The following is a 13,416-nucleotide window of genomic DNA, read 5'->3' on the forward strand; positions in this document are numbered from 1 at the left end:
ATGACAAAACATTTAACATCCCGATGGCATCATCTTTTTATTGCCACAATTTTTATCGGGATTGTTTCTGGTTTTGGAGGGATGTTTTTAGCCATATTATTGCATTTTATTCAACACTTAGCCTATGAACATACCGTACTTCCTATTCTGGGAAATGAGCATTTTCTTGAAGTGGTTACTGGTTCAACTGCACCAAGGAGAGTAGTCGCTCTTCTTTTGTGTGGTTTCATTGCGGGTTTTGGCTGGTGGGCAGTTTTTCGTTATGGTAGTCCTTTAGTAAGTATTGCTAATGCAATTAAATCACCAAGGCCGTACATGCCGATAAAAACTACTTTGGTCCATGTACTACTCCAGATTATTACTGTTGCCTTAGGTTCTCCTATGGGACGGGAAGTGGCTCCTCGCGAATGTGCCGCTACTTTTGCATGTTGGTTTACTAATAAAATGAAGCTGCATCCTAAAGAAAGTCAAATACTTGTAGCGTGTGCTGCAGGAGCGGGATTGGCGGCAGTCTATAATGTTCCTTTTGGCGGCGCTTTATTTACTCTAGAAGTTCTGCTTAGCTCTTTTCATTGGTTTGCAGTAATTCCAGCAATCACTACGTCCGCGATAGCGGTGGTTATTTCCTGGATTGGTCTTGGTAATCAGTCTTTATATCATATTCCTACTTTAATACTTGATTCCCCAATAGTCATTTGGGCTATTCTTTCTGGCCCCATTTTTGGTTTTTCTGCTTATTGGTTTAAAGTGATTACGAATAGGGCCCAAAGCCGAGCACCACGAAATTGGAAAATAATCATATCGTGTTTGTTTAATTTTTTCATTATTGGTTTATTAGCGATTTATTTTCCAGAGATAATAGGAAATGGGCGTTCTGCAGCTCAATTAGGATTTGACGGTAATATGTTAGGACTTGGAATTGCTGTTGTCGTCTTAATACTTAGAATTTTAATTGTCTGTACCAGTGTACAAGCTGGTGCCTCAGGCGGGCTTCTGACTCCTTCGCTTGCAAACGGCGCTTTAATGGCTGTCGTTTTAGGTATTCTCTGGAGTTATTTGTGGCCAGGTGCCTCTGTATCTATATCTGCTTTTGCCGTTATTGGAGGAGCAGCCTTTCTGGCTGCAGCTCAAAAAATGCCAATCACCGCAATTGTTTTGATCATTGAATTTACAGGGATCAATTTTAGCTTTTTCATTCCGATACTTTTTGCGGTTGCTGGATCAGTAAGCATGTTTAAATATTGTGACATGAAACATTTGGTTACTCTTATAAGTCGATAATTAAAACACTTGCCCTTCGTTCTTCAGTAACGCTACACTTTCTTTATACTTTGAGTCAAAACACTTCCATTTGAAAAATTAGGCATTATTCTTTTTCCTAGATCAAAATCTTTTCCACTGCGCAAATATATAGTCTTTTTTATGTTATCAGGAGTTGGTTGTTCTATTTTAGAAAAAATGCTTTTTAATAAAAAATCTAATGGCAAAGTCGCTAGATCATAACCCGGCTCATTAAAAGGGCTTTTTACCACAAAAAAAGCACTATAATTCTTGATAATATTCTCTGGTGTAAATTTATAGTTTAGTCTGATATCCGGTTCTTCTATTCGAGAACCATGATCACCGTGGATTACAATAATACTATTTTTAGTATTTTCATTTATCTCCAACGTTTTTAAAAATGTTCCAATTAATTTGTGTGTGCACTCCAATTGATCAAAATATGCCTTTGTCTTATTTTGACTTTCGCCAATATATTCACAATTTTTATTAAATACATAAGGAGCATGCGGCAAGAGTAAGTGAATAAAATAAGCATTATTTATTTGTACCGACTTTGCTAATTTCTCAACCTCGTTAAACGCTTGGTAAGTGGCTGTAGATGGAGTCAATATACTTTGATTTTCCGATTGTGGTAAATGAAGCATAGACCAGATTTTACTTTTCTTAAGTTTGGAAAAATCAAATCGCAATTTAGAAAATACTTGCTCCAATATTGCAATAGACTTTGTGCTAGAGCGAAGCGCAGGATTTACAGGTACAGGAGCGGTATGTTTATAAGTTATACAGTTTGCCAAATTAAAGTTTTCACTTTTTGCACACAAATCTAAATAGGAGCTTTGTATAACGTTGATATCATATCCCTTGTTTGAAAGAGTTTCAAAAAGTGCATTTTGGGTGAGAATATGCCTATCTTCCTCATAGTTATGTAGAATATAATCTTTTAAGTCATCAATGGGTTTGAAATTTAAAAAACTTGCAAATGAAGCGATAGAGCGAAAATCTCGGCTATAAGCTTTACCATATACTCTAAAACCTAGCTTGATATATTTATCCTTTAACACAGAGGCAAGATTATTCTGATCGTCTTTAGGAGATATTCCCTCCAGGCCAATATGCTCATCTAAAACAACTTCAATATAAGGAGGAAGTTTCAAATTTGCATGATTTTTTGTTTGACTAAAATTGTGTACTGTCACTAAAGGATGTTTGGAAATAAAAAAGCTTCCTACCCATAGTGTTCCAAAAAAGACAAACAATAGTTTGTCTAAATAATGACGTAAGCAATAGAAAATGCAAGCAATAAAAATTGCAGCCAAGAGTATTATATAACGGTATTTTAATCCATAAGGTAAAGCAGGAAAACTTTTTATTTGACTTATTATAAAAAAAAGCACAAGAAGCGTTGCAGCTAAAATTCGGATGTACACATTCGAAAAAACCATGATGCATCCGGGTATAAGACTTATTAGTATTAATATAAAATAACTAAATAATGCTTCGGAGCTTAGTATATTTATACTATTATCCGCTAAAAATGCGGTGAGTAAGGCTGTTAAAAAGAAAGTGGTTATGAATAAATAGCGCCAGTTTTTATATAAGGTATCTAACATTTATTTTTCTCATTGGGATAAAAGTGTTTCATTTCTATGTTCTAGTATTGTCCTATTCTGGCCAAAAAGTAATGCACTTAATTTAAACAGCAATTAAAAACGAGGGAGGTATCTTAACATATCCGGTAACAACTTTGTTGGGCTAAATATTTCAAAATTAATTAACCTACCCAGTCTACTCAAGGTTCTAGTAAAATAAAGCCAACCCATGCATAATAAGAGGCCCCCCTTAATTATGTACAAATTTATTTTCTGCAATTTGACACCAGATTGATATAAGTAGTGGCGGTGCTTACGGATATTATAATGTCATACAATTTATTGGATAATTTATGTTTCACGTCATAGTCCAAGTATTCTTTTTTACGATTTTTTTTCTTATTGCATTCCTAAGCGTACTTCCTTGGAGAGCATTATTTCATATTGTTGATACGGGCCGCAATAATGAACAATCCCTGGAAGGATTAAGAGGAATGGCTGCTTTGGCTGTAGTAGCATGTCATGTTAATCAATTTTTATTGTCTTACTTGCATATACCTGGAATTCCTCTTACAGGTAACCGAATAGGAGGACTTGGTGTTCAAATGTTTTTTGCTTTGACCGCCTATTTATTTACTAAAAAAGCCCTTCAAGGTGGAATTAATCCTGCAGTTTTTTATAAAAAACGTATTCTTAGAATTGTTCCTCTTTATATTTTCTTGTCCGTATGTACCATTTTATTAAGTTTGCATTACATGGGAACTCCTGTATTTATTTGGGATACTTTTATCCGATGTATCAATGTCCTAAGTTTCGGTTTCATTGGTCACAATACTGATTTGTATTTACCTAATTATGATCTCCTCGTTTTCCAAAAATACAATGCAATGGAATTGATTGGAATTGCATGGTCATTAAGCTATGAGTGGAGGTTTTATTTAGTTTTACCTGTCTTATACTATATATCTTTATACTCGACCAATAAGAGAATCGCCATACTGATTATTGTAATTATTTTGGCAATGCGCGATTTTTACATTTACAGTTCGTCTAAAGTGGTTTGGCCGTTTTTTATTGGGGGTAGTATTGCTGCTTTAATAGTACATTATTCTCCTAATCTTTCTGTTAATATCAAGTTATCGAAATTTTTCTCTTGTCTTTCATTGCCTTTGTTAATAGGCTCAATTTTTACCCCAGATGTTTATAATTACAAACATTTCCTTTTAACAAGTTCTCTTTTTATTTGTATTGTTTTAGGAAAGCCCAAACTATTGCAATCTAAAGCCTTAGTCGCATTAGGACAAATTAGCTATAGCCTTTATCTAATGCAATACTTAGTATTAAAACTGGTGAATAATGCAGTGTATCCTAATATTTTATATTCTGATCTTGTCCCTAAATTTTTAGTGAGCTTTTTAATGATAGGGCTTCTTATTCCAATCGCCTCATGTACTTATAAGTTTATTGAGCTACCAGGGATGCAGGGAGCATTTTTTAAACAATTCAATTTTGCCTTAAAGAAAGTTAAAAGATCATACTCTATACAAAGACAGTAGATTTCTGCCCAGAAAAATAAGGCATTGGATTATTTTAATATCTTAAAAGCACTTTTCTAGAGGAGTAAAATAAGCTGCCGCAGGTTTTTTCCCATAGACAGACAGCATAGGTGGCTCATTCTAAATCTCAAATATCAATGACAAGAATAATTTGATATGTCGAGAGTTACCTGATTATCTTCTTTTCATTAAAAAAATTGTCCGGCACGTTTCTAAAACAGGACATTCTTCTAAGATAAGGTAATAGCGTAAAAAGTATTTTTTAAATGAGTTGATCTCATATTGTGGAAAAATATCCTCTCTACTTGCTAAAAGACGCTGAACTTGAGAATCCTCTTTAGGGACAAACTCAATAATTAAATACTCACCTAAATTGGAAAAATACTCTGCAATACGCTCTAAAGGTACATTATTGGATATAGCTAAGTGATGTATAAGTGCTAATGCCATCACTAAATCAGCATTTGCTCTTTCTTGTAATCCGCCTCGCTCATTTTGTTCCCAGCCTAATGCAGGGCTTGGATTGGTTAAATCTTGTATGAGGGGTAAGAGAAGTCCACTCTTATCTTTTTTTACTTTTTGATAATTCGTTTCCACTGCAACTGGGTCGATATCGAAGCATATAGCATGTGCGCCCAAGCTTGAGGCGATTCGGCTATAATAACCATTATTACCTCCCAGATCCCAAACCAATTTTGCCTGAGTTTGTGCAATAAATCGTTCGATAATCTTGGCCTTATGCTTTGTTGCCGCATCAGAGTAATTCGTCTGATTATAGTAGTCTCCCCATTCTGTTTTAATAGGGGACCATTCTAATTTTTTAATTAATGAGTTCAGGTTCTCCAATAAGCCTAATAAACCTAATTTTGTTATTTTACGTTTGCTAATTTTAACAGTACTGATATCGCCATATTTCTGCTGTAATTTTGCATGCGCATGGATATGAGCAAATATAGAAGGAGAAAACTTACTTTTAAAAGGCAACATCTGGCTAGCGAAGTCAAGAGGGATGCCATCAATATACTGTTTCATCGATATGCCAAGTCGAATATCCACTTTTGCCATGAGCAACAAGGGAGCTAAAAAATGCTTACAAAATTGGTTGTAAGCGCTCCAAGGAGTCCCTTCCTCATAGAGTGTAAAAGAACCTGTATCAATGAAAATCGGCTTACCCTGATGAAACTGAATATTATAAGCACTTGCATCCTTTAGAATCATCCCATATTGAATGGCAATTTTTGCAACTGCAAGCGTCAACAACGCCGCATCTTTAAACTGTGAAAAAGACCATTCATAACAATAAGAAATGAATGCAATTTTATCGGGCTTTAAAACAACTAATGCGTGCTCATCTAAGGCAAAATCAATTGAAACTTCACGGTGTGGAATAAGATAGTTCAGTGACTGGAGTTTATCATAAAGTCCTGATTGCATTAATTGTTGGTAATCAGAGTATCCTGACTGATTAATTTGACGATAAATCTCATGGTTTATTTTATAAACCTGATTACCGGGATCGCGGAACGATGATTTATGCGCATTTTTTTTATAAACCTGCTCACTGCAATTATTCACCATCATTTGCATCTTTAGCTTTTTCCCTTTTTGAAAATAACTTTGCCTTCAGCTTATGCCAATATGTTTTTAGTATAAAAATCCCTCCAGCGATTGCGGCGATGGTTGACTGAATAAATAAACTGCCTGTTCCTGGATCTAAATATGCATAGGCATCAGTAAACCAGATGAGAAATGAGAATGCTAAAATAAATTGCATACTATGCACCTTTAATAAATCTTAATAAAATACGTAATGGTAACATCAAACCCATTATAAATCTTTAATTTTATTTTTCGCTGTTAGACCATCAGGCCCCTAATTTTTAGACCATACGGTACGATTGATGTAATCGATATAACTTAATACAATCCTAACTACCTGTTTCGATACGGCCCCTCTATCCTGGTAATCAGAAACTACAGGGATTATGCGCTGTGTGGAATCGTTTTGACTGGTGACTACGCGTACCGCATCCAAAACCTTGTCTTTTTTTAATCCACTCATAATCAATGTTCCAGCGTCCATTCCTTCCGGCCGCTCATGTGCATAACGAATCATTACTGCGGGTAAATTCAGCAGGGAAGATTCCTCAGTAATCGTGCCGCTATCGGACAAGATACAAAAAGCATTCATTTGTAACTTAATGTAATCAAGAAAGCCAAAAGGTTTAACAAAACGAATTAATTCATGATCCCTATAGTCACTAAAAGCCTCTAAGCGTTTCTGTGTGCGTGGATGGGTGGAAACAATAATTGGATATCTATAGGTTTCAGCAAGTGTTTTTAGGGTTTCAAGAAGATCATGTAAGTTTTCCGGAGTATCTACATTTTCCTCTCGATGTGCGCTCACAATAAAATATTTATTTTCTGTTAAACGCTCACGAACTAAAACATCTGAAGCCAGAATTTTGGACTTATAATGCTCCAATACCTCGTGCATATGGGAGCCGGTTTTAATTATAGTTTCTGGTCTGATGCCTTCAGAAATCAGATAACGGCGGGCATGTTCAGTCAAGACCATATTGATATCACTTAAATGATCAAGAACTTTTCGATTTAATTCCTCGGGAACTCGCTGATCAAAACAACGATTACCTGCTTCCATATGAAAGACGGGTATTTTTTTTCTTTTGGCAGCAATTACTGCCAAGCAGGTATTGGTATCCCCATAAAACAATACAGCATCGGGATTTTCTGCTGCTAACACATCATCTGCTTTAGAGATGACATCAGCAATTGCTTTGGCTGCAGTTTCACCTGTGACTCCCAAGAAATAATCTGGCTTACGTATTTCAAGGTCCTCAAAAAATATTTGATTTAATTCATAATCATAATTTTGACCTGAGTGAACTAATATGTGCTGAACTTGATTATCCAATTCTGCAATAACCCGACTCATTTTGATTAATTCAGGCCGTGTACCGACTATACTCATTACCTTTATCATAGAAGTTCATTCCTAACATAATCGAGCTGTAATAGCAGTTTCTTTATACCTTCTACATCCAATCTCTCAGTATTATGAGACGTGTAATCATCCGATTCAGAAATATGCTCTTCGCCTTCAACAAAGTATTTCTTATAATTCAAATCGCGATTATCAGCAGGGATGCGATAATAACGTTGTAAATCTTCTGCTTTGGCCATTTCTTCTCGTGAAACTAATGACTCATAAAGCTTTTCGCCATGGCGTGTACCAATAATCTTTATCGGCTTATCGTAATTAAATAATTCTTTTAATGCCTGAGCGAGCTCGCCGATTGTGGAAGCGGGTGATTTTTGTACAAAAATATCGCCTTGTTGGGCATATTGAAATGCATACAATACTAAATCCACAGAGTCTTCGAGTGACATCAGAAAACGAGTCATATTCGCATCAGTAATGGTTAAAGGTTCTCTGGATTTTATCTGATTAATAAAAAGAGGAATGACAGAGCCTCTGGACGCCATTACATTACCATAACGGGTTGCACAAATGAGGGGGCCTGAGTCAGGTATCATCCGCGATTTCGCAATCATAATTTTTTCTGCAATTGCCTTGGACATTCCCATTGCATTAATTGGATATACTGCTTTATCTGTACTCAAAACCACCACACGTTTTACGCCATTTGCAATCGCTGAGTTTAGAACATTCTCAGTTCCAAGGACATTCGTTTTAACTGCTTCCATGGGGTAAAATTCACAAGAAGGAACCTGTTTTAATGCTGCAGCATGAAATATATAATCTACCCCTGCTGTCGCATGTCTCAAACTTTCATAATCACGTACATCACCAAGATAAAATTTGACTTTATCGTTGGATAAAGCAATGCGCATATCTTCTTGTTTTTTTTCATCTCGGCTAAAAACGCGAATTTCTTTTACATTTGTATCCAGGAAACGCTTAAGTACAGTATGCCCAAACGAACCCGTTCCCCCAGTAATCATTAATATTTTATTGTCAAACATGAGATTTATTATCCAAAATTTAAACTGTTAAAAGCCTTCATTTTCAAAATTAAATCCGGCCAAGAAGGAGGAATGTAGCCACTAGCCTCTTTAAAGCGCGTTGAATCAAGTGAGCGGTCAATACATAACTGCTCATCAGGTATAATATCAATTACTTTTCCGTAGGTCTCTGCTACTAATTTAAGTAAGGTATATTTGTCAATTGGATCTGCTGATACATGGTATAAACCTGAAAGGTTATTATTTGGCAGAACAAATTCAGCAATCACTTGAGCTAACTCGATTGTTGGTACACCAGAAAAAATTGCTTTTTTATATCCTTTTATGCTTCCCTGTTGCGATAAAAACCAATCAATTAATGCGTAATTACTATTTAATTCATGGCCAATGATGGATGTCCTAAGTGTAACGGCATTTGAAAAATCATTTAATTCGCCAATAAATTTAGATTTTCCATATAAATCTTCAGCATCAGACAAATCGGTTTCTTTATACATCCCTTTTTGTCCAGAAAAAACACAATCAGTACTTATATGGATTAAACGTGCGGCGGATAAAGTACATAATTTAACCAGGCGATGTGGCAATAATGCATTGATAGGTAGTGTTATTAATGGATCCTTTGCTGTAGCGTGTTGTTTAATTAAGCCAATGCAATTAATGACAACATCAGGATTAACTTTGGCAAAGACATCCATCAACGCATCATTATTAAGTACATCTACATTAGTTATGATGTGATCGTGTAATCCAGTTTCAAAAAAGCGTTTGTCGTGGGTATTACGCATTGTTGCGAATACTTGAAACTGTTGATTGGCACTTAAAAATCTAAATACAGCATTTCCCAGCATTCCTGTAGCGCCTAAAACTAAAATCTTTTTGTTCATCATTTTGCTGTTTTAATCCTCTCATTTAAAATCTCAATTAGCTTATTTGCTTGAGTTGGCATGTTAAAGTTCTCGAGAAAATAAGCTCTTCCTGACGCTCCCATTTCATTACGCGCTACTGAACTCAGCTTATAAATCGTCCGGATACATTGAGCAAGCCCTTGGGAATCTTCAGAAGGACAGGTCAAACCTGCTTTCGCTCTTTCAATAACACGTGCAGCCTCCCCATCCAGAGCTGCAATGATTGGCTTTCCTGCAGCCAAATAAGCCTGAATTTTACTTGGGATGGTATAAGAAAAGATTTCATCCTTTTTTAAACTTACAAGCAATGCTGCTGCACGACTGAATATATGCGGCATTTCCACGGCAGGAAATCTACCTGCTAGTATAATGTTATCTAGCTTTTTTTCTTTTTTTTGCTGACTGAGCCATTCAGACATACTACCGCTACCTACAAAAACCAAACGAAAATCGGGTAAATCCTGCAATTGCTCTGCTGCATCTACTAAAGTAGGCAATGACTGAGCAATTCCCAAGTTTCCTGCAAAAACAACACAAAATTTGGAGTTCAATTCGTCCGACAGATTTTCTGGTATTTGTGGTACGTCCTTTGTTGTACTACTGGGAGCATTATACGAGTTAGGATAATAAACTATTTTATTTTCTTTTGCATAGCGTGAAATAGGTGCTTTGAATGCGTGCGACTGGGCTAAAATCGTATCGGAACAAAAATAAATTGCGCGCACCAAGTGTCCAACAAGCCAAAGTAGAAATGGATTTCGAATAAAACCAGTGGCTTTTAAACTCTCTGGCCATAAATCTTGAATCCATACAGCAAGGTGACTTTTCAAACGCCATTTTAGGAAAATGGCGGGTATTATCGAGGTGATGGGGGATAAACCAAAAGCGAAAACAACATCGTATGATTCGCCTTTTATCGCAGAAGGAAAAAAACGCAATCCATTAATAACAAACGACAGGTAATTTAAAATAAGATTTTTTGCCCCGCCTTTACCGCGGCCTCGTAGTGGTACCCTAAATACGGTAACACCGGGTATAAAACTTTCAGAAACAATTCCTTTTTTTGTATATCCCTCAAAGATTTCTCCATTAGGATAATTTGGCTTGCCCGTTAATACCTTTATTGTATGACCTTGATGAGTTAAAGTTTCAACTAACTCATTGATAATAAATGTTTCAGGCCAAAAATATTGTGAAATTAATAATATCCTCATTAAATCACTTATCCAAATTTAATAAAAAGAAGCTATATAGAGCTCAATAAAGTAGGCACATACTAGAAATAAAACCATCAAAAAACAAGCCCTAACCCTTAAAATAGAAGCAGTCATAGCATACTATTTTTTGAACCCATAATAATCAAGGAAACATAACACGAGCTTTAATTTTGTAGTCATAGTGAGCACAATTCCCGTAAATTCTTTATTTATCCGCTTACAAAGATTTTTACTCATCAAAATTAACCCAAAGATACATTGTAAAGTGAAATACTTACTTGAACTATGGAGTCACTCAGTATACCCTATCCCCCTGTTTTCTGGGTAAAGAGATTTTTGATATATGGACCGTTTAAAAGGACGCGTTAAGTTTTACCTTTTTTTTCGTTCTTTTCTTGAAAGAGTTTTTTCTTTGTGCATCTTAATTCTATTAAGCCCTGTCTTTTTCATTATTTCTTTTATTATTTTAATTACTATGGGGCGTCCTATTTTCTTTATCCAAGACCGAATGGGTAGAGGCAATCAAGCCTTTAGAATGTATAAATTTAGAACGATGCGAAATGACAATCAAAAAGTCGTTTATGCCTCAAAAAATGACCCCAGGGTAACTAAGTTTGGCCAAATTATTCGCAAACATCGGCTTGATGAATTACCGCAGTTTTTAAATATATTAATAGGGAATATGAGCTTAATTGGCCCTAGACCTGAACCCATGCAACTTGCTGAAAAATATAATGAAACCATTGCAGATTATAATGTAAGACACCTCGTTAAACCCGGAATAACTGGTTATGCCCAAGTTAAAATGGGGTATGCGGATTCTGAAGATGCCACAAAAATTAAAGTATCTTACGATTTAGAATATGTGAAGAATTTGTCGCTTTTATTGGACGCTCAAATCATTTTAAAAACCATAAGAGTTATATTCACTGGTTTTGGAGCAAGATAATGAAAACAGTCATTATTGGACGAGGTAATCTTTCGAATGCATTACTAAAAAAATTAGGCAAAACTCATTGTGTGTTGCTTTCTTCAGCCGACATTGTAGCGACACCATTATTATTAATTGAGCATATTAATAACGCGGATCGTTGTAACGTCATTTTAAATTGTTTTCAAAAGTCAACGGAACTGTTCACAGTAAACGCCGAGACAATAGTAAAAAACTCCATTACACGCCTTGCAATTATTTTGGACATTCTTAGTGCCAATGCAGCAAAAATTAACAAAATAATTTATACAAGCAGCAGCTCCGTATATGGCGCTAATTCCAATGAAAATTGCCTTGAAACAATGTCTGTATCGCCTATGAATATACATGGCGCTTTAAAATTTGCTTGCGAACAATTAATTTCATTTTATTGCAACAAATATAAAATTGAATATACCATTGCGCGAATTTTCAATATATTCGGTGGGCAAGATGATACCTTTTCAATGATTTATCGCTTAATTGATGCCTACTTTTCAGAAAAGAAAATCACATTATTTAATAAAGGGCAAGCCATACGTGATTATATTCATGTTGATGATATCGTTTGGGCTTATGCACGATTAGTTAGCGTAACGGGTATTCCTGTTTTAAATATTGCCAGCGGCCAAGGCATTTCAACAAGTACACTGATTGCAGCGTTACAAAGTAAAGGTATTTCTTTGAAAGTGGATTATGCAGATAATGTCAATGAAATAAGTGTTTCTGTAGCGAATGTTACGTTAGCGGAAAAATGTCTTGGACAACATCAATACATCTCAGCTTTTTCATATTTGGAACAGCAACTATTAAGTAAGGTTAGCTTATGCTAAAGAGTAAGTTCCTTTTTAATTTTTCAGTCTCATATCTGGGCGGAGGGGTAAACAGGCTTGTCGCTTATGCAAAGTGGTTTAACCAAAATGGAGGCGCTTACTTTATCATTCATCCGCTCTGTCAGTATTTGGTGAAACAATTCCCTAATAATCAGTACATCATTATAAAACAATCAAAGTTGCAAAGGTTATTCAATGATTGTTTTTATTTAAAAGACTTTCAAAAACAAATAGGGACCCCAGAATTTTATTATTCATATGGTATTCCTATATATTATAAATTTGGAAAAATAAATTGGTTTCATTTAAGTAATATTTTACCTCTGTGCACGCGTAATATTCCATTATCTTTATTTGACAAATTGAAATTTACCTGCCTAGGTGCAAGGATTAAAAAGAATTTCGCACATGCGGATGTAATTTCTGCAGAATCAAATTTTTCTTTAAGTTTTATTGATGATAAATATTCATCAAGAAAGTTTTTATCCATGAATGGCAGTGATAAAGAGCTATCATTTTTAAATTTAAAAGAACTACCAAAAGAAAGAGACAACATTGCAACGGTTATTGGAACCTACCGCTATAAAGCGGTAGAAGATTCGTTCCATGTATATGAAAGCCTTAGAAAAAATAATCCTGAATTGAAATTGATAATAATTGGTGATGAAAAGTCTATTCCTGCCAGTCTGAAATCGAATAAGAATATTATCATCAAGGGTTTTGTACCAAGAGAAGAGGTGCTCAATAGTCTCTTGAAGACAAAGTATTACATTTCAACCACTCACATTGAGAACTCTTCTAACGGTGTATCAGAAGGAGTCTTCCTTGCCGATGAATCATATATTTCAGATATAGGTCCTCATAGAGAATTATTGAAGGGAATGAGTTTTGAAACGCTGTCTATTGAAAATTTGCAAAGAACAATGCTTCATATTAAAAAAGAGAATATTTCTGCTCGCCATTTAAAAACTTGGGATGAAGTTGTTGAAGAGATGTTATTTTGGGGAAAAAAACAGGATAATTCCCACGAAAATAACTGTGTTTAAAGAGG

12 protein-coding genes are annotated in these 13,416 nt (G+C 35.2%); 5 read left to right on the forward strand and 7 right to left on the reverse strand.

Annotation, left to right across the window (positions count from 1 at the left end):
- Entirely contained in the window at positions 1-1,281 is a 1,281-nt protein-coding gene (locus LXO92_RS03175; RefSeq protein WP_182351304.1) for a chloride channel protein, read from the forward strand.
- A 32-nt stretch (positions 1,282-1,313) separates the two neighbouring features.
- On the opposite strand, the gene LXO92_RS03180 is transcribed toward LXO92_RS03175, so the two are convergent.
- Positions 1,314-2,894, reverse strand: coding sequence for a sulfatase-like hydrolase/transferase (locus LXO92_RS03180; protein ID WP_182351305.1), 1,581 nt, complete (start codon positions 2,892-2,894; stop codon positions 1,314-1,316).
- A 332-nt stretch (positions 2,895-3,226) separates the two neighbouring features.
- On the opposite strand from LXO92_RS03180, the gene LXO92_RS03185 reads away from it, so the two are divergent.
- Positions 3,227-4,429 carry an acyltransferase family protein gene (locus LXO92_RS03185; protein WP_182351306.1) on the forward strand — a complete coding sequence of 401 codons (1,203 nt, stop codon included), beginning with the start codon at positions 3,227-3,229 and terminating at the stop codon, positions 4,427-4,429.
- A gap of 174 nt (positions 4,430-4,603) precedes the next feature.
- Here LXO92_RS03185 and LXO92_RS03190 read toward each other — a convergent pair whose 3' ends face one another.
- The 6 genes from LXO92_RS03190 to LXO92_RS03215 all read right to left on the reverse strand — a co-directional run bounded on the left by LXO92_RS03190 (position 4,604) and on the right by LXO92_RS03215 (position 10,559).
- The gene (locus LXO92_RS03190; protein WP_182351307.1) at positions 4,604-6,010 is read right to left on the reverse strand and encodes a class I SAM-dependent methyltransferase; all 1,407 of its coding nucleotides are present in this window, start codon (positions 6,008-6,010) and stop codon (positions 4,604-4,606) included.
- Positions 5,997-6,203 (reverse strand): hypothetical protein, encoded by a 207-nt coding sequence (locus LXO92_RS03195; RefSeq protein ID WP_182351308.1) that lies wholly within the window; start codon positions 6,201-6,203, stop codon positions 5,997-5,999. The genes LXO92_RS03190 and LXO92_RS03195 overlap by 14 nt, the downstream gene beginning before the upstream one ends.
- Before the next feature lie 99 nt (positions 6,204-6,302).
- The gene (gene wecB / locus LXO92_RS03200; RefSeq protein ID WP_182351309.1) at positions 6,303-7,433 is read right to left on the reverse strand and encodes a non-hydrolyzing UDP-N-acetylglucosamine 2-epimerase; all 1,131 of its coding nucleotides are present in this window, start codon (positions 7,431-7,433) and stop codon (positions 6,303-6,305) included.
- The gene (locus LXO92_RS03205; protein WP_182351310.1) at positions 7,430-8,437 is read right to left on the reverse strand and encodes a polysaccharide biosynthesis protein; all 1,008 of its coding nucleotides are present in this window, start codon (positions 8,435-8,437) and stop codon (positions 7,430-7,432) included. The genes wecB and LXO92_RS03205 overlap by 4 nt, the downstream gene beginning before the upstream one ends.
- An 8-nt stretch (positions 8,438-8,445) precedes the next feature.
- Positions 8,446-9,327 (reverse strand): dTDP-4-dehydrorhamnose reductase family protein, encoded by an 882-nt coding sequence (locus tag LXO92_RS03210; protein WP_232890380.1) that lies wholly within the window; start codon positions 9,325-9,327, stop codon positions 8,446-8,448.
- Positions 9,324-10,559, reverse strand: coding sequence for a glycosyltransferase family 4 protein (locus LXO92_RS03215; protein ID WP_232890381.1), 1,236 nt, complete (start codon positions 10,557-10,559; stop codon positions 9,324-9,326). Before LXO92_RS03215 ends, LXO92_RS03210 begins: the two co-directional genes overlap by 4 nt.
- A gap of 346 nt (positions 10,560-10,905) precedes the next feature.
- On the opposite strand from LXO92_RS03215, the gene LXO92_RS03220 reads away from it, so the two are divergent.
- From LXO92_RS03220 to LXO92_RS03230, 3 genes are read left to right on the forward strand one after another with little or no spacing between them, the layout of a single operon-like run.
- The gene (locus tag LXO92_RS03220) at positions 10,906-11,511 is read left to right on the forward strand and encodes a sugar transferase (RefSeq protein ID WP_182351312.1); all 606 of its coding nucleotides are present in this window, start codon (positions 10,906-10,908) and stop codon (positions 11,509-11,511) included.
- On the forward strand, positions 11,511-12,365 hold the full coding sequence (locus LXO92_RS03225) for an NAD-dependent epimerase/dehydratase family protein (protein WP_232890382.1): 855 nt from the start codon (positions 11,511-11,513) through the stop codon (positions 12,363-12,365). Before LXO92_RS03220 ends, LXO92_RS03225 begins: the two co-directional genes overlap by 1 nt.
- Positions 12,359-13,411, forward strand: a complete 1,053-nt coding sequence (locus LXO92_RS03230) for a glycosyltransferase family protein (protein ID WP_232890383.1) — start codon at positions 12,359-12,361, stop codon at positions 13,409-13,411. Before LXO92_RS03225 ends, LXO92_RS03230 begins: the two co-directional genes overlap by 7 nt.
- The last annotated feature ends 5 nt before the right edge of the window (positions 13,412-13,416 follow it).

Origin of the sequence: Legionella resiliens (genome assembly GCF_021344005.1) — a bacterium.
GTDB lineage: Bacteria > Pseudomonadota > Gammaproteobacteria > Legionellales > Legionellaceae > Legionella > Legionella resiliens.